This window comes from Crossiella sp. SN42 (assembly GCF_023897065.1).
Lineage (GTDB): Bacteria > Actinomycetota > Actinomycetes > Mycobacteriales > Pseudonocardiaceae > Crossiella.
In genome coordinates this window covers 64184-83734 of the sequence record NZ_JAMHIV010000036.1, presented here as the reverse complement: position 1 = coordinate 83734, position 19551 = coordinate 64184, and the positions used below count along the sequence as shown (strand labels likewise).

Annotated in this window: 19 protein-coding genes; 14 read left to right on the top strand and 5 right to left on the bottom strand. The window is 71.8% G+C overall.

Annotation, left to right across the window (positions count from 1 at the left end; all coding sequences use genetic code 11):
* Window positions 1-36: 36 nt before the first annotated feature.
* On the bottom strand, window positions 37-882 hold the full coding sequence (locus M8C13_RS35245) for a triacylglycerol lipase (protein ID WP_252485119.1): 846 nt from the start codon (window positions 880-882) through the stop codon (window positions 37-39).
* Between the two features lie 179 nt (window positions 883-1061).
* Between M8C13_RS35245 and M8C13_RS35240 the strand changes: the two genes are divergently transcribed.
* The 3 genes from M8C13_RS35240 (at window position 1062) to M8C13_RS35230 (ending at window position 3295) form a co-directional block, all read left to right on the top strand.
* Window positions 1062-2261, top strand: coding sequence for a CdaR family transcriptional regulator (locus M8C13_RS35240; protein WP_252485145.1), 1200 nt, complete (start codon window positions 1062-1064; stop codon window positions 2259-2261).
* Between the two features lie 2 nt (window positions 2262-2263).
* Complete coding sequence (locus M8C13_RS35235) at window positions 2264-2947, top strand: TetR/AcrR family transcriptional regulator (protein ID WP_252485118.1); 684 nt, start codon at window positions 2264-2266, stop codon at window positions 2945-2947.
* Between the two features lie 69 nt (window positions 2948-3016).
* Window positions 3017-3295 (top strand): DivIVA domain-containing protein, encoded by a 279-nt coding sequence (locus tag M8C13_RS35230; protein WP_252485117.1) that lies wholly within the window; start codon window positions 3017-3019, stop codon window positions 3293-3295.
* Window positions 3296-3334: 39 nt separating this feature from the next.
* Here M8C13_RS35230 and M8C13_RS35225 read toward each other — a convergent pair whose 3' ends face one another.
* Complete coding sequence (locus M8C13_RS35225) at window positions 3335-5410, bottom strand: phosphocholine-specific phospholipase C (RefSeq protein ID WP_252485116.1); 2076 nt, start codon at window positions 5408-5410, stop codon at window positions 3335-3337.
* A 156-nt stretch (window positions 5411-5566) separates the two neighbouring features.
* On the opposite strand from M8C13_RS35225, the gene M8C13_RS35220 reads away from it, so the two are divergent.
* From M8C13_RS35220 to M8C13_RS35205, 4 genes are read left to right on the top strand one after another with little or no spacing between them, the layout of a single operon-like run.
* Complete coding sequence (locus M8C13_RS35220) at window positions 5567-6376, top strand: SAM-dependent methyltransferase (RefSeq protein WP_252485115.1); 810 nt, start codon at window positions 5567-5569, stop codon at window positions 6374-6376.
* Window positions 6373-7176, top strand: a complete 804-nt coding sequence (locus tag M8C13_RS35215; RefSeq protein WP_252485114.1) for an SAM-dependent methyltransferase — start codon at window positions 6373-6375, stop codon at window positions 7174-7176. The genes M8C13_RS35220 and M8C13_RS35215 overlap by 4 nt, the downstream gene beginning before the upstream one ends.
* A complete protein-coding gene (locus M8C13_RS35210; protein WP_252485113.1) occupies window positions 7173-7988 on the top strand; it encodes an SAM-dependent methyltransferase in 816 nt (271 codons plus the stop codon). Before M8C13_RS35215 ends, M8C13_RS35210 begins: the two co-directional genes overlap by 4 nt.
* Before the next feature lie 6 nt (window positions 7989-7994).
* On the top strand, window positions 7995-10109 hold the full coding sequence (locus tag M8C13_RS35205) for a bifunctional diguanylate cyclase/phosphodiesterase (RefSeq protein WP_252485112.1): 2115 nt from the start codon (window positions 7995-7997) through the stop codon (window positions 10107-10109).
* 175 nt (window positions 10110-10284) lie between these two features.
* Here M8C13_RS35205 and M8C13_RS35200 read toward each other — a convergent pair whose 3' ends face one another.
* The gene (locus tag M8C13_RS35200) at window positions 10285-11166 is read right to left on the bottom strand and encodes a LysR family transcriptional regulator (protein ID WP_252485111.1); all 882 of its coding nucleotides are present in this window, start codon (window positions 11164-11166) and stop codon (window positions 10285-10287) included.
* A 110-nt stretch (window positions 11167-11276) separates the two neighbouring features.
* Here M8C13_RS35200 and M8C13_RS35195 point away from each other — a divergent pair, with 110 nt between their 5' ends.
* The 4 genes from M8C13_RS35195 to M8C13_RS35180 are packed head-to-tail and all read left to right on the top strand — an operon-like array spanning window position 11277 to window position 15646.
* Window positions 11277-11672 carry a nuclear transport factor 2 family protein gene (locus M8C13_RS35195; RefSeq protein ID WP_252485110.1) on the top strand — a complete coding sequence of 132 codons (396 nt, stop codon included), beginning with the start codon at window positions 11277-11279 and terminating at the stop codon, window positions 11670-11672.
* An 18-nt stretch (window positions 11673-11690) separates the two neighbouring features.
* Window positions 11691-12782, top strand: a complete 1092-nt coding sequence (locus tag M8C13_RS35190; RefSeq protein ID WP_252485109.1) for a quinone-dependent dihydroorotate dehydrogenase — start codon at window positions 11691-11693, stop codon at window positions 12780-12782.
* A 48-nt stretch (window positions 12783-12830) separates the two neighbouring features.
* Window positions 12831-14387 carry a glycoside hydrolase family 10 protein gene (locus M8C13_RS35185; protein WP_252485108.1) on the top strand — a complete coding sequence of 519 codons (1557 nt, stop codon included), beginning with the start codon at window positions 12831-12833 and terminating at the stop codon, window positions 14385-14387.
* A complete protein-coding gene (locus M8C13_RS35180) occupies window positions 14387-15646 on the top strand; it encodes a C39 family peptidase (RefSeq protein WP_252485107.1) in 1260 nt (419 codons plus the stop codon). Before M8C13_RS35185 ends, M8C13_RS35180 begins: the two co-directional genes overlap by 1 nt.
* A gap of 7 nt (window positions 15647-15653) precedes the next feature.
* On the opposite strand, the gene M8C13_RS35175 is transcribed toward M8C13_RS35180, so the two are convergent.
* Complete coding sequence (locus M8C13_RS35175; protein WP_252485106.1) at window positions 15654-15830, bottom strand: hypothetical protein; 177 nt, start codon at window positions 15828-15830, stop codon at window positions 15654-15656.
* A gap of 139 nt (window positions 15831-15969) precedes the next feature.
* Here M8C13_RS35175 and M8C13_RS35170 point away from each other — a divergent pair, with 139 nt between their 5' ends.
* Genes M8C13_RS35170 through M8C13_RS35160 form a run of 3 tightly spaced genes read left to right on the top strand, consistent with a single transcriptional unit; the run spans window position 15970 to window position 18418 of the window.
* On the top strand, window positions 15970-16824 hold the full coding sequence (locus tag M8C13_RS35170) for an ABC transporter substrate-binding protein (protein WP_252485105.1): 855 nt from the start codon (window positions 15970-15972) through the stop codon (window positions 16822-16824).
* Window positions 16821-17672 carry an amino acid ABC transporter permease gene (locus M8C13_RS35165; RefSeq protein WP_252485104.1) on the top strand — a complete coding sequence of 284 codons (852 nt, stop codon included), beginning with the start codon at window positions 16821-16823 and terminating at the stop codon, window positions 17670-17672. Before M8C13_RS35170 ends, M8C13_RS35165 begins: the two co-directional genes overlap by 4 nt.
* Window positions 17669-18418, top strand: coding sequence for an amino acid ABC transporter ATP-binding protein (locus tag M8C13_RS35160; protein ID WP_252485103.1), 750 nt, complete (start codon window positions 17669-17671; stop codon window positions 18416-18418). Before M8C13_RS35165 ends, M8C13_RS35160 begins: the two co-directional genes overlap by 4 nt.
* Here M8C13_RS35160 and M8C13_RS35155 read toward each other — a convergent pair.
* Window positions 18415-19545, bottom strand: coding sequence for a N(5)-(carboxyethyl)ornithine synthase (locus M8C13_RS35155; RefSeq protein WP_252485102.1), 1131 nt, complete (start codon window positions 19543-19545; stop codon window positions 18415-18417). The genes M8C13_RS35160 and M8C13_RS35155 overlap by 4 nt on opposite strands.
* Between the last annotated feature and the right edge of the window lie 6 nt (window positions 19546-19551).

Below are 19551 nucleotides of genomic sequence, written 5' to 3'. Positions count from 1 at the left end.
ACCATCCACAGTGGACGGTGGGCCGCGGTGGTCAGCTCAGCAGCGGATCGGCTTGGCGTTGGCCGGGTCCAGCGAGTTGGCCACCAGCTGGTGCACCAACGGGTCGATCGCGACCAGGATGTGCTCGGAGATGTTGAACCGGCACAGGTCCTGCAGCACGTAGTTGGTGGCGTTGGGCGCGTGCATGTACCCGCTGGTGTAAGGCACCACCGCCTCGTCGTAGCGGGTCATCACGTTGGTGTAGGTCACCCCCGGCACCGCGACGCCGTCCTGGTTGAGCTTGCGCAGGAACTCCGAGCCGTGCAGGAACTGCAGCGCGGAGGGGAACACCGGGCCCATGATGCCGTCGATGACCGGGCCGAGGCCGAGCTTGCGGGCGAAGTCCAGCAGCTTGGGCAGGGCGAGCAGCTGGCTGCCGTCCCACAGCGGGGTCAGCGCCACGTAGCGGTTGACCTTGTCCTTGCCGCCGAGGAACTTCACGTAGTAGTTGGGCATCAGGCTGCCCTCGGAGTGCCCGACGATGTTCACCTTGCGCGCACCGGTGTGCTTGAGCACCCGGTCCACGAACGCGCCGAACTCCTGGGCGCTCTGCTCCATGGGCAGCCGGCCACCGATCTGGTTGATCGGGAACGGAGTCCCGGCAGGCACCCCGTAGGTCAGCGCGAACACGCAGTGGCCCTGTGCCTTCAGCTTCGGCGACAGGGCGAACCAGTTGAGCGTCATGTTGGCGCTGGCGCCATGCGCGAGCACCACCGGTTCGGGGTGGGCCTTGCTCGGCTTGCACGCCCAGTCGTTGGCGCCGGGCGGCGAGCCCGGCTCGGTGGGCGGCACCGCGGCCGACGCCGCCCCGGCGCCCACCACCAGCACGGTCAAGGCTGTCACCAGGGCAAATACCAGGGCACGCAACGTCCTCATCGACACCAGGTGTCCCTTCCATCAGCGGGTGGCCCCGGGCTAATCGTGATCGTGGTCACGCTGTGGTGGAATGGGTGCGAGCACAGCCTTGGCCCGGCCGCGGTTGTGCTCACGCACAACGACGAGGTTGGGCGGTCCCCCAGGTGATGACTCCGACTTTCCCGGCCGCGGTGCGCAGGCTGGCCAGGGAGCTCGCCGGCCGCGTGCCCGAGCTGGCCTTCGCCCTGGCCACCCGGATCCGCGCCGAGGTGCCCGTCTACCAGGACGAACGGCTGGTCGCCTTCGCCGACCTGGTGGCCGAGTGCCAGGCCAACCTGGCGCAGGGCCTGCGCGATGTGGACAGCCCGTCCTGGAACGGCACGGACGCGGCCCGTCGCCTCGGCCGCCGCCGCGCCGAGCAGGGCTTCCCGGTGGAGGCGACCCTGCGCAGCTACCGCATCGGCGGGCAGTTCATGTGGGAGACCTTCGTCAGCGCGGCCGGCGCCGACCTGGGCGACCAGCGCGCGGTGCTGGCCGCCGCGACCACGCTGTGGACCTTCATCGACACCTACTCCGCCGCACTGGCCGAGGGGCACCGGCAGGCCAGCGAGGACCGGGCGCGCACCGACACCGAGGTCCGCTCCGCGCTGCTGGAGGCGCTGTTCGCGGGCAACTCCGCGGCCGGCCGCTCGCTGCTGGACTGCGCGGCCGACCTGCGGCTGCCCGCGGCGGGACGGTTCCTGGTGGTGGTCGCGGACACGCACGCGCTGCCCAGGATCGAGGAGCGGCTGCGGCTGCGCGGCACCGTGTCGGTGTGGCGGCAGGAGATCGACGCCCAGGCCGGCATCGTGCTGCTGCCGCCGAGCGGCTCGCCGGAGCAGCTGTGCGCGCACCTGGCCGGGCACACCAGGGCCAGGGTCGGGGTCAGCGCGGAGTACCACCAGATCGAGGCCACGCCCGGCGCCCGGCACGCCGCCGGACTGGCCCGCGCGGCGGTGGGCACGCACGGTCCCGGGGTGCTCCGGCACGACCAGGCCCCGGTGCCGATCCTGTTGGCCAGCGCGCCGGAGGCGGCCCGCGCGGTGGCCCAGGCCGCGCTCGGCCCGGTGCTCGACCTGCCCGCGCGGGACCGGGAGCTGGTGCTGGAGACCTTGCGGGTCTGGCTGGCGCACGACGGCGCGACCAGTGCCGCGGCGGCGGAGCTGCACTGCCACCGCAACACGGTCCGGTATCGGTTGCGCAGGCTGGAAGAGCTCACCGGACTGGCACTGACCAGCCCGAAAGCGTTGAGCCAGTTGCATTTGGCGTTGGAGGCACTGCGGTTGTCACCCCCGGCCGACCACCCCGCCGAGCGGGTAGGTTCTTGATCGTGACTACCCCACCGCCGACACCCGGCCGACGCAGGCCGGGTCCCGCACCCCGGTTGAGCCGGGACCTCATCGCCGAGGCGGTGCTGGGGGTCGGCTTCGAGGAGGTCACGGTCACCGCGGTGGCGCAGCGGCTCAACGCCACGCACGCCGCGCTGTACCGGCACGTCACCGACCGGGACGACCTGGTGCGGGCGGCGATCGAACGGGTCGCCGACCGCGCGCCGCAACCGCTGCTGGGCCCGGACTGGGAGGAGCTGCTGCGCGGCGAGGCCTGGGTGCGCTGGCGGATCTTCACCGAGTACCCGGGCATCCGCCAGGCCATCTCCGGCCTGGCCTCGCCCACCGATCCCTTCGCCGCCCGCGCCCTGCCCGTCATCCGGCACCTGGTGGTGCTGGGTTTCGCGCCGGACGCGGCAATGCTGGCCACCGACGTGGTGGTGGACATGGTGGACGAGTCGGCGGTGACCGCGGTGGACGCCCGGCGGCTGGGCCCGGACGCGGTGGCCGAGCAGCTGCGCGAGACCTTCCCCGGCCCGGACGACGAGGAGCTGCGCCGGATCGCCTTCGAGGCCATGGTCGAAGATCAGGACGAGTGGTTCGGCGCCAAGCTGGACGTGGTGCTCGCCGGGATCCGCGTCACACTCACTCCGGGGACAGCGGCTACCCCGAAGGGTGACGCCTGACCCACTCATGCCGCGCACACCCCCCGCCGGCGTGATACTGCCCCGGTCACCCACCCGGGGAGGACTGCCATGAACGAGCGGGGACTCACCCCCAAGGACATCCGCGAGGTGGAGTTCAGCATGTCCACGCTGCTCCGCCGCGGCTACGACGAAGGCGAGGTCGACGCCTTCCTGGACCGCGTCGAGGCCACCCTGCGGGGCGCCGACTCGGTCACCGCCCGCCAGGTCGACGAGGTCACCTTCAGCAGGCCGCCACTGGGCCGCCGCGGCTACAACGTCGACGAGGTGGACGCCTTCCTCGACCAGGTCGTGGTCACCCTCAGCGCGGTGGACGAAGCCACCGGCTGACCGCCCGCGGGCCGGGGCGTCCGGCCCGCGGGAGCCGGGTCAGCCGCTGGTGCTGTCGCGGCCGTTCTCGATGTGGCCGCACAGGCGGCGGTGGAAGGCGCCGTCGCCCTGGACGCGGATGGTCAGGTCGTACCAGCCGCGGGTGGCCGCGGCCGAGTGGTGCACGGTGCGGCTGGACGAGGGCGCGACCCGGATCTTGCGGCCGTCCAGGTCAAAGGTGAGCGGGGTGCCGCCGGTGTTGCGCAGGGTCAGGCGGAGCAGGCGGGAGATCGCCGCGATCTCGCTGACGACCTCGGCGGCGGAGTTCTTGTCGCCGCCGAACTCGCGGCGGAAACCGTTGGGGCCCAACAGGGTCAGCCGGTACGCGGAGCCAGTGAGCGGGACTGAGTCGGTCTTCGCGCCCGCCACGTCGTAGTGCCGGGGCGCCGGGAACTCGCCGCCGTAGGAGTGCAGGGACAGGTGCGCGCTGGCCCGGCCGGAGTTGGTCAGGCGCAGCAGCAGGTGGGTGCCGGTGGCGTCCAGGGCGGCCGTGGCGTCCGGCTGGTAGGGCAGCGGGCGAGCGGGGCGGGCGCCCGGTTCGGGGGTGGGCAGCACGCCCTTGGCCGGGGGCGACGGACGCCAGCGGGAGATCGCGGGCGGGGTTTTCACCGGCTGCGCGGGCACCCGGCCCGGACGGCGGCCGTGGAAGTCGAAGACCGAGGTCAGGTCGCCGGTGACGGTGCGCCGCCAGGTGCTGATGTTGGGTTCGCGGACGCCGAGCCAGGTCTCCAGGAAGCGCAGCACCGAGGTGTGGTCGAAGACCTGGGAGTTGACGTAGCCGCCGACCGTCCACGGGGACACGATGGTCGCGGGCACCCGGAAGCCCAGGCCGATGGGCAGGCCGTCCACGAACTCGTCCGCGGTGCCCGGCGGCGGGACCGGCGGGGGCACGTGGTCGAAGTAGCCGTCGTTCTCGTCGTAGTTGATGATCAGCGCGGTGTGCCGCCACACCTCCGGGTCCGAGGCCAGCGCGTCCAGCACCTGGTAGGTGATGCCGGCGCTGGCCGCGGGCGAGGACGCGCCGGGGTGCTCGGAGTCCAGCGCCGAGGGCACCAGGTAGGACACCTCCGGCAACCGGCCCGCGGCGATGTCGGCGCGCAGCGAGGCGGCCAGCTGACCGGTCGGCACCCGGTGCAGGCCGCGGTCGTAGAGCGCGCGCTCCTCGGCGGTCAGCGTGGCCACGCCCTTGGCCAGCAGGTCCAGCAGTCGTTGCCGCTCAACGGGTTCGGCCTTGCGGACCTGGCCGAAGAAGGTGTCCATGCTCTTGAAGTCACCGGCCGGCGCCAGCGCCTTGCGCGCGATCGCCTTGAAACGACTGAAGAACTCCAGCGCGTTGTCCTGGAAGTTGTCCCACTCCTGGTAGACCTGCCAGCTGCGGCCCGCTTCCTGCAGGCGTTCCGGGTAGGTGGTCCAGTCGTACCCGGGGTGCTTGTCCTCGTCGTAGGCCCAGTTGCGCACCGCGCGGCGCTGCTGGTTCGGCGGCGGCTCGAAGCCGACCGTGCCGCTCATCAGGTACATCCGGTTCGGGTTGGTCGCGCCGAAGACCGAGCAGTGGTAGGCGTCGCACAGGGTGAAGGTGTCGGCCAGCTCGTAGTGGAACGGGATGTCGGCGCGGTCGTAGTAGGCCATGGTGGCCGGGGACTTCGCGGCGATCCAGCCGTCCAGCCTGCCCTGGCCCCAGGCCTTGTGCCCGCCGTCCCAGTCGTGGTCCAGGTCGCCGATGTAGTGCACCGCGTCCCCTGGCCGCTGGCTGTCCTTGGCCGCCTGCCGCACCGAGAACGGCAGCACCGGCTCGCCACCGGCCCTGGGCTGGGCGAAGACCGAGCCGCCACCGGGCAGTTCGAGCGCGTTGCGGTCGCCGAAGCCGCGCACCCCGCGCAGCGTGCCGTAGTAGTGGTCGAAGGCCCGGTTCTCCTGCATCAGCACCACCACGTGCCGCAGGTCGCGCAGGCCCCCGGCCGGGGCGGGCAGGGCGAGCGCGCGGTGCAGGGACGGGGGCAGCAACGAGCCGAGCGCGGCGGCGCCGAGGGTGGCGGCTCCGGTGGTGAGCACCCGGCGGCGGGAGACAGCGGTCATTCCGCCAACTTCACCCGGCAGGCGTGGGTTGGGTAGGGGCGAAGGGATGACCATCGAGTGAATGAATGGCCCGCGCCGCGCCGGTCAGTACACTCACCGCTACGGACCGGGCGCACTCGGTTCCGTTCGGTCACCGGTGTCAGGGGAAGGTGAGCCGTGGAGCAGCGGCCGAGCTGGGTGCCGAAGGAAGTCGATGTGTCCAAACCGAGCGCGGCCAGGGTCTACGACTACTTCCTGGGTGGCAGCTACAACTTCGCGGTGGACCGCGCCTTCGCCCAGCAGCTGCTCTCGGTCGCGCCGACCATGCCGATGGTGTGCAGGCAGAACCGCTCCTTCCTGCGCCGCGCGGTGCAGTACATCCTCGGCCACGGCGTGCGGCAGTTCCTGGACATCGGCTCCGGCCTGCCCACCACCGGCAACGTGCACGAGATCGCCCAGGCGGCCTACCCGGACGCCAAGGTGGTCTACGTGGACAACGAGCCGGTCGCGGTGGCGCACAGCGAGTTGATGTTGAAGGACAACGACAGCGCGACCATCCTGCACGCCGACGTGCGCGACCCGGACTGGATCCTCAACGCCCCGCAGACCAGAGCCCTGATCGACTTCGACCAGCCGGTGGCGCTGCTCATGGTGGCCCTGCTGCACTTCGTGCCCGATGCCGACGAGCCCGCGGCGTTCATGCGCCGGTACCGGGAGGTGCTCGCGCCGGGCAGCTTCCTCGCGCTGTCCCAGGGCACCGAGGAGCGGCAGCCGCCACAGGTGCACGCGGTGCGCGACCTGTACAACCAGCGGGCCAACCGGGTGACCACCCGCACCAGCGCGGAGATCACCGCGTTCATGGGCGACTTCGAGATCGTCGAGCCCGGTCTGGTGTTCACCCCGGAGTGGCGGCCGGAGTCGCCCTCGGACGTGCCGGACGAGCCGGAGCTGGCCGGGTTCTACGCGATTGTGGGGCGCAAACCGTGACCGTGGCAGACCGCCGGCTGTGGGTGCCGACCGAGGTGAACGTGGACGCGCCGAGTGCGGCCAGGGTCTACGACTACCTGCTGGGCGGCAGCTACAACTTCGCCGCCGACCGGGCCTTCGCGCAGCAGGCCATCGCCATCCACCCCGGCCTGCCCATGGTGTGCCGGGAGAACCGCTCCTTCCTGCGCCGCGCGGTGCGTTTCTGCGCGGACAACGGGATCCGGCAGTTCCTGGACATCGGCTCCGGCCTGCCCACCTCCGGCAACGTGCACGAGGTGGCCCCGGAGGCCAGGGTGGTCTACGTGGACAACGAGCCGGTCGCGGTGGCGCACAGCCGGATGATGCTGCGCGGCTCGGACCGGGCCGCGATCGTGCACGCCGACCTGCGCGACCCGGACACGATCCTGAACGCGCCGGAGACCAGGCGGTTACTCGACTTCGACCAGCCGGTCGGGCTGCTGATCGTGGCCGTGCTGCACTTCGTGCTGGACACCGAGCTGGTGAAGTCGGTGCTGGCCCACTACCGCGAACAGTTGGCGCCGGGCAGTGTGCTGGTGCTCTCGCACGGCACCCTCGAGGAGCAGGCGCCCTCGGCCCGGAAGATCCAGGAGCTCTACAACCGCAGCCCCAACAAGGTCATCACCCGCACGAAGCAGGAGTGCGTCGAGCTGATGGACGGATTCGAGATCATCGAGCCCGGCGTGGTGTTCACCCCGCTGTGGCGGCCCGAGCCGCTGGCCGAGCGCCCGGCGCGCCCGCAGGACGCGGGCTGGTACGGCATGGCGGGCAGGTTGCCATGACCGAGAACCCGAGGTCGAGCTGGGTGCCCCAGGGCGTGGACGTGGAGCGCCCCAGCGCCGCGCGCATCTACGACTACTACCTCGGTGGCGGCTACAACTTCGAGTCCGACCGGCAGTTCGCCCGCAAGGCCATCGCGCTGCTGCCCAGCCTGCCGATGATCGCCCAGCAGAACCGGGTGTTCCTGCGGCGGGCGGTGCGCTTCTGCGTGCAGCACGGGATCCGGCAGTTCGTGGACATCGGCTCCGGCATCCCGAGCGTGGGCAACGTGCACGAGGTGGCCCAGCAGATCAACCCGGAGGCCAGGGTGGTCTACGTGGACAACGAGCCGGTCGCGGTGGCGCACAGCCGGATGATGCTCTCCGGCGACCCGCGCACCGCGGTGGTGCAGGCCGACGTGCGCGACCCGGACTCGATCCTCAACGCCCCGGAGACCAGGGCGCTGATCGACTTCGACGAGCCGGTCGGGCTGCTGATGGTGGCGCTGCTGCACTTCATCCCGCCCGCCGACGAGCCCAAGGCGTTCCTGGCGCAGTACCGGGACGCGATCGCGCCGGGCAGCTACCTGGCCCTCTCGCACGCCACCGTGGAGCACCAGCCCGCGATCACCGAGCAGGTCCGGCAGCTCTACGAGAGCAGCCAGAACCCGATGACCTCGCGCACCAAGGCCGAGCTGGAGGTGCTCTTCGACGGGTTCGACCTGGTCGCGCCGGGCATCGTGTTCACCTCGGCCTGGCGGCCGGAGAGCCCGGAGGAGGTCGGTGACGACCCGGAGCGGTCGGTGATCTACGCCGCGGTCGGGCGACGGCGGTGACCGTGGATGCCTGACCACGCGGCGTTCGCCAGGGCCTGGACCGCACAGGTCTACGGCACCAGCTTCGTCTCGATGTCCCGGCCGGAGACCGAGCACTTCCTGCTCGGCCTGACCGACCGGCTGGTCGCCGCGCTGACCGCGGAGCCGTTCAGCGCGGTGCCCGCCGCGCAGGTGGCCGAGGACCTGGTCGCCGCGCACTACACCGGCCCCACCGTGCTGGACCGGACGTTACGCCTGGTCGGCGACCAACTTCTGTCCACAGTGGACTTACCTGCGCACGGCGAGCTGCCCAGCCGGGTGGTCGCGCTGATGGCCGCGCTGGCCGCCGGGTACGCCGATGCCTTGCGCGAGCGCACCTTCGACGAGCAGGAGACCATCAAGCGGGCCGTGCTGCGCGCCCGTGACGACGCCGAGACCGCCTTGCGCGCCAGCGACGCCCGGTTCCGGGCGGTGTTCTCGGTCTCCCCCATCGGCATCGCGATCACCGACCTGCACGGCCGGATCGTGGAGGCCAACGGCGCGCTGCAGGAGATCCTGCGCAGCCAGGCGAGCGCGCTCATCGGCTGCACGCTGGCCGAGCTGGTGCACCCGGAGGACGCGGCCGCGCTGACCCGGTGCGAGGCCGAGCTGGAGCGCGGCGAGATCGAGCTGTACCGCACCGAGAAACGCTTCCTGCTGCCCGACGGCGACCTGGTGTGGGCCTTCCTGTCGGTGGCGCTGATCCACAACGCCCGGGGCCTGCCGACCTACCGGATGGCGATGGTGGAGGACATCTCCCAGCGCCACCTGCTCTACGAACAGCTGCGCAGGCAGACCCTGCACGACCAGCTCACCGGCCTGCCCAACCGGGCCAGGTTCACCAGCGCGGTGGACGGTCTGCTCAGCCAGGCCGGGCCGAACGCGCGGGTGGCGCTGTGCCTGTTCGACCTGGACGGGTTCCGGGTGGTCAACGGCGGGCTCGGGCCGGTGGTGGGCGATGAGGTGCTCAAGGAGGTCGGCGGCCGGATCAGCGACGGCGTGGCCGCCGAGCCGGAGTCGCTGGCCGCCTACCTCGGCGGGGACCGGTTCGCGGTGCTGCTGCCCCGCAGCTCCGGCGCGCAGGCCGCGGTCGCGCTGACCGAGCGGGTGCTGACCGCGATCGGCGAGCCGATCCAGGTGGTCGGGCACCGGCTGACCGTCTCGGCCAGCGCCGGGGTGGTGGAGCGCCCCGCGGCCGGGGTGCGCACCCCGGACCTGTTGCGCGACGCCGACCTCACCCTGCACTGGGCCAAAACCGACGGGCGTGGGCAGTGGACGCTGTTCGACACCGAGCGGGCCCGGCGGGAGCGGGTGCGCTACGAGATGGCCACCACCATGGCGCTGGCCATGGACAACGAGGAGTTCTACCTGGAGTTCCAGCCGGTGGTGCGGCTGCGCGACGGCCTGGTGCGCGGGGTGGAGGCGCTGCTGCACTGGGACCACCCGGAGCTGGGCGTGCTGGTGCAGGACGACTTCTGCGAGCTGGCCGAGGACATCGGGCTGATCGTCCGGCTGGGCCGCTGGGTGCTGCGGGAGGCCTGCGCGCAGGCCGCGGCCTGGGCCGCCGAGCTGGGTGAGCGGGCGCCGGCGGTGAGCGTGAACCTGTGCCCCCGCCAGCTGCGCGACGCCGACCTGGTGCGCGATGTGCAGGCCATCCTGCGGGACACCGGGCTGGCCCCAGACCGGCTGTGGCTGGAGATCCCGGAGAGCGCTGTCCCGGTGGAGGCCACCGAGGCCATCGAGACGCTGACCATCCTGGCCGAGATGGGCGTGGAGATCCTGCTGGACCGCTTCGGCAAGTCCCCCGCCGACCCGGCCCACCTGCGCAACCTGCCGCTGCACGCGGTGAAGGTGCACCGGGTCCCGCTGTCGGGCTCCGGCAACGGCGCCGACCCGGCGCGGGAGCGGATGGTCGCGGACCTGATCGCGCTGGCGCACGTGCTGGAGCTGCCGGTGATCGTGGCGCACGTCCGCGACGCCGAGCAGGTGCGGCGGCTGACCGAGCTGGGCTGCGACGCGGCCCAGGGCCCCTACTTCGGGGTGGCCGGCACGCCGGAGGACGCGCGGGCGCTGCTGTCCGGGCAGTCCCCCAGCCGAGGTTGAGTAGTTCCCCGCTGTGCCGCGCCGCCGGTCTCGGCGAGTATTTGCCGCAGACGACGCGCCCGGACCTCAGGGGGAGGGCGATCATCAGGGGGATCCGGCGCGGGGAGGCGCTGGTCGGGGGTGATCCGGTCGGGCGCGTCGTCTATGGGGGCTCTGCCGCTACGAGACTCTGCCGCTACGAAGACTCCGCCGCCAGCTCCCGCGCGATCCGCAGGAACCGCGCGATCCAGGGGGCGCGGGAACCGGCCGGCCAGGCCAGCACGGTCCGGTACGGGGCGGCGTCGCGCACCGGCCGGTACTCGATGTCCGCCCGTGCGCTGTGCCTGGCCAGCGAGGACGGCACCAGGGCGATCGCCTGGCCGAGCGCGACGGTCTCCAGCAGCAGCGAGTTGTCGTGCGCCTCGGGCCCGTCCGGCAGATCGTGGTCCCGGCCCGCCCAGTAGGCCCGCGCGGCCGGGGTCGCGCCCGGCCACTGCGGCATCGGGTGGCCGCGGAGGTCGGCGCAGTCCAGCACCGCCCGCGCGGCCAGCGGGTGCCCCAGCGGCAGCGCGGCCACCCTGGGTTCGCACAGCAGCGGCTCGACGTCGAACCCGGTGTGCTCGGCGGGTGAGCCGATCAGGGCCAGGTCGGCACGGCCATCGCGGAGCATGGCGGTCTGCTCGCCGTACCCGCTGATCACCACCTCCACCCGCGGGGCATCCGGCAGCGCCGCGTGCGCGGTGACCATGCGGCGCAACAGTTCGGTGGCCACGCCGGCCTTCGCGGTGATCACCACCGTCGGGGTGGGCGCGCCCGCGCGGCGGGTGCGGTGCACCGCGGCGGAGAGCGCGTCCAGCACCCGGCCGGTCTCGGTGAGCAGGGCCTGCCCGGCGTCGGTCAGCTCGACCCTGCGGGTGTCCCGCAGGAACAGCGGCACGCCGAGCCGCCGCTCCAGCTGGCGGATCGCCCTGGACAGCGCGGGCTGGGCGATGCCGAGCCCGGCCGCCGCCCTGGAGAAGTTGAGCTGCTCGGCCACGGCGCGGAAGTACCGCAGCTCGCGCACCTCCACCTCGCTCATGCCGCCAGGGTATAAGCACAGACCAAGCCGGTATTTCCGGCCGCGCCCCGGCCCTGGTGGGGTGAGCGCATGAGCAATTCGGTGGCGCTGGTGACCGGCATCATCCCGTGGTGACCGAGGTGGGAGAGATGAGCGAACAGCACAAGCGGACCGTCCAGGACTTCCTCAACCTGGCCTTCAACTACAAGCGCCCGGCGGAGGCCTTCGCCCGGCACGTGCACCCGGACTACGTCCAGCACAACCCGCACGCCCCGGACGGCGCCGCCGCCTCGGCCGCGCACCTGACCGACTTCGTCGCCCGGTTTCCCGCGCTGAGCCTGGAGATCAAGCGGGTCTTCGCCGACCGGGACCACGTGATCACGCACTGCCACCTGAAGCTGACGCCGGAGAGCAGGGGCACGGCCATCATGGACATCATGCGGCTGTGGGAGGGACGGATCGTGGAGCACTGGGACGTGGCGCAGGAGGTGCCTGAGCAGGCGGCGAACAGCAACACCATGTTCTAGGACCTAAGCTGGGCACTCGTGCTCTACCGACTGATCCTCTCCCTGGTGCTGCGGCGGTTCGACGCCGAGCGGGTGCACCACCTGAGCTTCGGCGCGCTGAAGCTGCTGGCCGCGATTCCCGGGGTGCTGCCGCTGGTGCGCCGCCTGCTCGCGCCGAGGGACCCGGCGCTGCGGACCAGGGTGCTCGGGCTGGACCTGCCGGGGCCACTGGGGCTGGCCGCCGGGTTCGACAAGGACGCCACCGGGCCGGACGCGCTGGCCGCGCTGGGTTTCGGGTTCGTGGAGATCGGCACGCTGACCGCGCACGCCCAGCCGGGCAACCCGAAGCCGCGGCTGTTCCGGCTGTTCGCCGACCGGGCCATCGTGAACCGGATGGGCTTCAACAACGGTGGCGCGGCGGCGGCGGCCCAGCGGCTGCGGGCCCGGCGAGCACGCGGGCAGTCCGGGGTGGTCGGGGTCAACATCGGCAAGACCAAGGCCACGCCCGAGGCCGAGGCGGTCGGCGACTACGTGACCAGCGCGAAGCTGCTGGCCGGGGTCGCCGACTACTTCGTGGTCAACGTCAGCTCGCCCAACACCCCCGGCCTGCGCAACCTCCAGGCCGTGGACCAGCTGCGACCGCTGCTCACCGGGGTGCGGGCGGCGCTGGACGAGGCGGGCCGGCGGGTGCCGCTGCTGGTCAAGATCGCGCCGGACCTCTCCGACGAGGACGTGGACGCGGTCGCCGACCTGGCGCTGGAGCTGGGCCTGGACGGGATCATCGCGACCAACACCACCATCGGCCGGGACGGGCTGGCCAGCCCCGCCGCCGAGGTGGCGCGGGCCGGGGCCGGCGGGCTGTCCGGGGCGCCGCTGAAGCAGCGGTCGCTGGCCGTGCTGCGGCGGCTGCGCGCCCGGACGGGTGACCGGCTGGTGCTGGTCTCGGTCGGCGGCATCGAGTCGGCCGAGGACGTGTGGCAGCGGCTGCGCGCCGGTGCGAGTCTGGTGCAGGGCTACACCGGCCTGATCTACGGCGGCCCGCTGTGGCCGTGGCGGATCCACCGAGACCTGTCCAGGAGGCTGCGTGCCAGTGGTTACCGCTCCCTCGATGAGGTGGTTGCCCGCGACTGACCCGGTCAGCGGTTTACAAGGTCGGGCCGGTTCTTGAAAATCACCGGCATGCTCCGCCTCCTGCGCATGCTCCTGTGCCTGCTGCTGGTGGCGCCGTTGCTGGCCTCCGGACCGGCGGGCGCGACCGCTCTGGCCGCCTGCCCGGAGCCCGCCCAGCCCAAGCGGCAGCTGCGCGGGCTGTGGATCGCCAGCGTGTCCAACATCAACTGGCCGTCCCGGCCCGGCCTGACCGTCGCGCAACAACAGGACGAGTACCGGCGGCTGCTGGACCGGGCCAAGCAGCTGCGGTTCAACGCGGTGTTCGTGCAGGTCCGCCCGGCTTCGGACGCGTTCTACCCGTCCACCCTGGAACCGTGGTCGCAGTACCTGACCGGGACCCAGGGCCAGTCCCCCGGCTACGACCCGCTGGCCTTCCTGATCGCCGAGGCGCACGCCAGGGACCTGGAGTTCCACGGCTGGTTCAACCCGTACCGGGTGAGCACCCAGCCCGATCCGGCCAAGCTGGTGCCCAGCCACCCCGCACGGGTGAACCCGGACTGGGTGATCCGCTACGGCAACGGGCTGGTCTACAACCCCGGCCTGCCCGCGGTCCGCGCGCACGTGCGCAACGTGATCAGCGATGTGCTCGGCCGCTACGACCTGGACGGCGTGCACTTCGACGACTACTTCTACCCCTACCCGGTGGCCGGTCAGGAGTTCCCGGACGAGGCGACCTACCGCCAGCACGGCGCGGGTTTCCCGGTGAAGGCGGACTGGCGGCGGGACAACGTGAACCGGCTGATCAGGGAGATCGGCGAGCAGATCGGCGCGAGCAAGCCCTGGGTGTCCTTCGGGGTCAGCCCGTTCGGCGTGTGGCGGGACAAGCGGCACGACCCGACCGGCTCGGAGACCACCGCTGGCGTGCACAACTACGACGACCTCTACGCCGACACCCGGACCTGGATCCGCAACGCCTGGATCGACTACGTGGCGCCGCAGGTGTACTGGAGCATCGGCTACCCGCCCGCCGCCTACGACAAGCTGATCCCCTGGTGGGCCAAGGAGGTCGAGGGCACCGGGGTGTCCCTCTACATTGGACAGGGCGCCTACAAGATCGGCACCAGCAACCCCGCGGCCTGGACCGACCCGGAGGAGATGCCCAAACACCTGGCGCTCAACCGGTCGCACCCGCAGGTCGGCGGCGACATCTACTACAACGTCAACAGCGTGTTCGCCAACCCGCTGGGCTTCGCCGACCGCCTTAACACCGACCAGCACCGCTACTCCGCGCTGGTGCCGATCCGCCGCACTGTCCCCGGCACCGCGCCCGGCGCACCGGTCTCCGTACGCGCCGAACCGAACCCCGGCGGCGGCTACCGGCTGAGCTGGCAGGCCACCGCGGGCGCGAGCGGGTACGCGGTGTACCGGCTGCCCGGCCACCAGTCCGTCACCGAGTGCTCCACCACCGACCCGGCCACCCTGCTGGGCACCACCCGCGACCTGTCCCTGCTCGACGCGGGCGCGCCGCCCGACCGCCGGTTCACCTACCTGGTCACCGCCCTGGACCGCACCCACCGGGAGGGCACGCCGCGCCCGGTCTGGGTGCCCGCCTTCTGGGAGTTCTGATGCGCCGAATCCTCGTTGCCCCACTGGCCGCGTTATGCGCTCTGCTCGCGGCTCCCGCCTCGGCCACCGCCGGAAAGTCCACCATGATCGACTTCCATGCCTGGCAGTCCGTGCACGACTTCCACCAGGGCGCCAACGAGGGCACCGCGGCCACCCCGAACGGGCTGACCATGGCCAAGCCCGCGGGCACCACCGACTACGCCGATCCGCACACCGGGAAGACCCAGCAGTTCGAGTACGCCCGCTGGACCTCCTCCCGGCGCGCGCTGTCCTTCCCCGCCACCGAGCTCATCGCCTCCTGGAACGCGAGCACCCCGGCCGAGACCTGGTTGCAGGTGGAGCTGCGCGGCCGCGGCGGGTCGTCCACTGTGGACAGCAAGTGGTACGTGATGGGCCGGTGGGCCTCGGCGGACTCGCTGATCAAGCGGACCACGGTGCCGGACCAGGGCGACGCCAACGGGTTCGTGGACGTGGACACCTTCAAGGCCGCCACCCCGTGGACCTCCTACCAGCTGCGGGTGACGCTGTACCGGGTGCCGGGCGCGAAGTCCGCCGCCCAGGTGACCAAGGTGGGCGCGATGGCCTCGGCCATCCCAGACCGGTTCATCGTGCCGGCCAGCGGGCCGGGCGGGGCCTGGGGCATGGAGCTGCCGGTGCCGCGCTACTCGCAGAACGTGCACCGCGGCAACTTCCCGGAGTACGGCGGCGGCGGTCAGGTGTGGTGCAGCCCGACCTCCACCCAGATGGTGCTGGAGTACTGGGGCCGCAAGCCCTCCGCCGAGCAGATGTCCTGGATCCCGCAGGGTTACACCGATCCGAGCGTGGCCTACGCGGCCCGGCACAACTACGACTACGACTACCGGGGCACCGGCAACTGGCCGTTCAACACCGCCTACGCGGCCTCCTTCGGGCTGGCCGGGCACATCACCAGGCTCAGCTCGCTGACCGAGCTGGAACGCTACATCCGGCAGGGCATCCCGGTGATCACCTCGCAGTCGTTCCTGGCCGCCGAGCTCGACGGCGCGGGCTACGGCACCACGGGGCACATCATGGTGGTGGTCGGGTTCACCCGCACCGGTGACGTGATCGCCAACGACCCGGCCTCGCCGGACAACCCGGCGGTGCGGCACGTGTACAAGCGGGCGCAGTTCGAGAACATCTGGCAGCGCACCAAGCGGTACCGGGCCGACGGCTCAGTGGCCGGCGGCCCGGGAGGCATCGCCTACGTCATCCATCCGCGCTGGCTGCCCTTGCCTTGACGCACGGTCAGGGCCGGTAGTGACCGCCACCGCCACCCCGGCCGCGGCCGGTCAGGCGGGCGAGCAGGCGCTGGAGCTTGGCCCGGTTCTTCGGCTTGGACGCCTGCGTGCGGGCCTGGTGGATCAGTCGTTGGCCCTTCGGGCTGGAAGCGAACCGGGCGAGCTTGGAGAACAGACCGGCCATCTCAACTCCTCAAGTTCAGCGGTCGGGTGTTCCCGGTCTACCCGAACGAGCCATGTCCGAATCGCCGGAAACGTGTCCGCCCATTGGAACGAACGCATGGCTGCTCCGGTTCCCGGCGGCGCTGCGGTTAGATGCGCGCATGCGCGTTTCCCTCCTCGCCGCCACACTGGCCCTCGCCGTGGCCGCCACCGCCTGCGCCCCGGCTGACCAGGGCGGATCACCGGGGGCCAGCGGTCCCTCGGACTGCGCCAAGGGCTCACTGAAGACGGTGGCCGCGGGCAAGCTCACCTTCGGCACCGACGAGCCCGCCTACGAGCCGTGGTTCACCGGCAACGACCCGGCCAACGGCAAGGGCTTCGAGTCCGCGGTGGCCTACGCCGTGGCTGGCAAGCTCGGCTTCGCCAAGGAGGAGGTCAGCTGGGTGCGGGTGCCGTTCAACGCGGCCATCCAGCCCGGCCCGAAGACCTTCGACGCGGACCTGAACCAGTTCTCCATCACCGACGAGCGGCGCAACGCGGTGGACTTCTCCGCCCCGTACTACACCGTGCGCCAGGCCGTGGTGGCGCTGAAGGAGTCCCCGGCGGCGACCGCGAAGTCGGTGGCCGAGCTGGCCGGGTTCACCGTGGGCGCCCAGGTCGGCACCACCAGCTACGACGCGGTGACCAACCAGGTCAAGCCGAAGAAGCAGGCCTCGGTCTACAACACCAACGACGACGCCAAGCAGGCCCTGCGCAACAACCAGATCCAGGCGCTGGTGGTGGACCTGCCGACCGCGTTCTACATCACCTCGGCGGAGATCTCCGAGGCGGTCATCGTCGGCCAGCTGCCCGCGGGCGGCGGCAAGCCGGAGCAGTTCGGCGCGGTGCTGGACAAGGGCAGCGCGCTCACCGGCTGCTTCACCAAGGCGGTGGAGGCGCTGCGCGCGGACGGCACGCTGGCCAAGCTGGAGCAGGAGTGGCTGGCCGCGGCCGGCAAGGCGCCGGAGCTCTCGTGACCACAGTGGAACCCAGCTCGATCCAGCGGGAACGCCTGGCGTACCAGCGATCCCGCCGCCGCAAGTCCACTGTGGTCGCTTTGCTGTCCACAGTGGTCTTCGCGGTGGCGGCCTGGCTGACCATCACCAGCGCGCCGGGCTGGCCACGGGTGCGCGACTCGTTCTTCAACTACGAGGCCGCGGTCAAGGCGCTGCCCACGGTGCTGGACGGGCTGTGGCTCAACGTCAGGGTGCTGGTGGTCTGCGAGGTGCTGATCCTGGCGCTGGGCCTGGCGGTGGCCGCGCTGCGCACGCTGCGCGGCCCGGTGTGGTTCCCGCTGCGCGCGCTGGCCACCGGCTACGTGGACCTCTTCCGCGGTCTGCCGCTGATCATCGTGCTGTACCTGGTCGGCTTCGGCCTGCCCGGACTGCGGCTGACCGGCATCCCGAACGAGCCGGTGATCCTGGGCTCGATCGCGCTGGTGCTGGTCTACTCCGCCTACGTGGCCGAGGTCTTCCGGGCCGGCATCGACTCGGTGCACCCCTCGCAGCGCGCCTCGGCCCGCTCGATCGGGCTCACCCACGCCCAGACCATGCGGATCGTGGTGCTGCCGCAGGCGGTGCGCCGGGTGCTGCCGCCGCTGCTCAACGACTTCGTGGCGCTGCAGAAGGACTGCGGCCTGATCTCGGTGCTGGGCGCGGTGGACGCGGTGCGCGCGGCGCAGATCTCCTCGGCCACCGCCTACAACTTCACCCCGTACGTGCTCGCCGGGCTGCTGTTCGTGCTGCTGGCGGTGCCGTCCGGCCGACTGGCCGACTGGGCGAGCGCGCGGGCGGCGCGCCGGCAGTCCGGCGGAGGTGTGGCATGAGCGAACCCGTGCTCCGGGTGCGCAACCTCGTCAAGCGCTACCACGGGAACCCGGTGCTCGGCGGGGTCGACCTGGACGTGGCCGAGCACGAGGTGGTGGTGCTGATCGGCGCCTCCGGCTCCGGCAAGTCCACCCTGCTGCGCTGCGTGAACCTGTTGGAGGAGCTGGACGACGGGCAGATCCTGCTCGACGGCGAGGACATCTCGCACCCGCGCACCGACCCGGATGTGGCCAGGCGGCGGATGGGCGTGGTGTTCCAGGCGTTCAACCTGTTCCCGCACCTGTCCGTGCTGGACAACGTCACCCTGGCGCCCAGGGTCGTGCACAAGGTCGACCGGGGACAGGCCGAGGAGCAGGCGCTGGCGCTGCTGGCCAGGGTCGGCCTGGCGGACAAGGCGAGCAGCTACCCGGACCGGCTCTCCGGCGGCCAGCAGCAGCGGGTGGCCATCGCCCGCGCCCTGGCCTACGAGCCGCGCCTGCTGCTGCTGGATGAGATCACCAGCGCCCTCGACCCGGAACTGGTCGGCGAGGTGCTCTCCCTGGTGCGCGAGCTCGCCGGGCAGGGCCGCACGCTGCTGATGGCCACGCACGAGATGGGCTTCGCCAAACAGGTCGCCGACCGGGTCTGCTTCCTCGACGGCGGCGTGCTGCTGGAACAGGGCCCGCCGGAGCAGGTGCTCGGCGATCCGGTCGAGCCCCGCACCCGGCAGTTCCTCAGCCGCATCATCGCGGCCGGACGGCTCTAAGCGACGCCGGGCAGGACGAGGTGCGGGTAGTCCGCCGACCGGTGCTGGAAGGACAGGATGTCCGGGTTCTGGATCACGCCGTCGCGGATCTCGGTGGCGCGCCGCAGGATGTCGTCGCCCTCCCAGGCCTCCGGGCCGTCGAGCACGGTCGCCAGGTGCGGCAGCACCGCCTGGCTGATCTCCCAGGTGGCCGAGTTCCACAGGTGCGAGGGGCTGTGGTCGACGCCGTAGTAGTGGATGTTGTCGCCCACGGTGAACATGGGCTCGGTGAACGTGGTCGGCCGGGCCCAGCTGAACCCCATGCCCTCGTCGCAGGAGACGTCCACGACAAGGGTGCCAGGGGTCAGGGCGGGCAGGTCCGCCTCGGTCAGGAAGGTCAGCGGCGCGTCGGTGCGCTGCAGCACGCAGTTGACGATGATGTCGTGCTCGCCGAGGAACTCCGCCAGCGGCACCCGGCCCTGGTCGGCCAGCACGTGGCTGCTCTGCGGATCGCCGTTGTGCTCCAGGTGCTTGATCCGCGCGGAGTGGATCGGTGAGCCGACCGCGGTGACCCCACGGCCGGTCAGCACGGTCACCTCGTGCACGCCGTGCGCGTTGAGCGCGGTCACCGCCCCGCGCGCGGTGGCGCCGAAGCCGATCACCACCGCTCGCAACCGCCTGCCGTAGTCCCCGGTGCTGCCCACGAGCTGCATGGCGTGCAGCACCGAGCAGTAGCCGGCCAGCTCGTTGTTCTTGTGGAAGACGTGCAAGCTGAACCCGCCGTCGGCGGTCCAGTGGTTCATCGCCTCGAAGGCGATCAGGGTCAGCTTCCGGTCCACCGCGAGCTGGGTGATCTCGGCGTTCTGCACGCAGTGCGGCCAGCCCCACAGCAGCTGGCCCTCGCTCAGCGCGGCGACGTCCGTCGGCATCGGCTTGAGGTGCAGGATCCCCTCGCACTCGGCGAGCAGCCACTCCCGCGAGCGCAGCCCGCCGACGTGGGGTGCGAGCTCCTCGTCGGAGATGCCGAAACCGGCGCCGTAGCCGCGCTCCAGGAAGATGTTCTCCCGGAGCGCGGCATCGATCAGCCGCAGGTGAGCGGGGTGGATCGGCAGCCTGCGCTCGTTTTCCTTGGTTGAGCGCGCCAGCACGCCGAG

What these genes read in the sequence shown, in the direction of transcription:
- M8C13_RS35205 (WP_252485112.1), top strand. Translation starts at nt 7,995, where the DNA reads ATGCCTGACCACGCGGCGTTCGCCAGGGCCTGGACCGCACAGGTCTAC.
- M8C13_RS35160 (WP_252485103.1), top strand. Translation starts at nt 17,669, where the DNA reads ATGAGCGAACCCGTGCTCCGGGTGCGCAACCTCGTCAAGCGCTACCAC.
- M8C13_RS35200 (WP_252485111.1), bottom strand. Translation starts at nt 11,166, where the DNA reads ATGAGCGAGGTGGAGGTGCGCGAGCTGCGGTACTTCCGCGCCGTGGCC.
- M8C13_RS35225 (WP_252485116.1), bottom strand. Translation starts at nt 5,410, where the DNA reads ATGACCGCTGTCTCCCGCCGCCGGGTGCTCACCACCGGAGCCGCCACC.
- M8C13_RS35185 (WP_252485108.1), top strand. Translation starts at nt 12,831, where the DNA reads ATGCTCCGCCTCCTGCGCATGCTCCTGTGCCTGCTGCTGGTGGCGCCG.
- M8C13_RS35180 (WP_252485107.1), top strand. Translation starts at nt 14,387, where the DNA reads ATGCGCCGAATCCTCGTTGCCCCACTGGCCGCGTTATGCGCTCTGCTC.
- M8C13_RS35240 (WP_252485145.1), top strand. Translation starts at nt 1,062, where the DNA reads ATGACTCCGACTTTCCCGGCCGCGGTGCGCAGGCTGGCCAGGGAGCTC.
- M8C13_RS35170 (WP_252485105.1), top strand. Translation starts at nt 15,970, where the DNA reads ATGCGCGTTTCCCTCCTCGCCGCCACACTGGCCCTCGCCGTGGCCGCC.
- M8C13_RS35210 (WP_252485113.1), top strand. Translation starts at nt 7,173, where the DNA reads ATGACCGAGAACCCGAGGTCGAGCTGGGTGCCCCAGGGCGTGGACGTG.
- M8C13_RS35230 (WP_252485117.1), top strand. Translation starts at nt 3,017, where the DNA reads ATGAACGAGCGGGGACTCACCCCCAAGGACATCCGCGAGGTGGAGTTC.
- M8C13_RS35175 (WP_252485106.1), bottom strand. Translation starts at nt 15,830, where the DNA reads ATGGCCGGTCTGTTCTCCAAGCTCGCCCGGTTCGCTTCCAGCCCGAAG.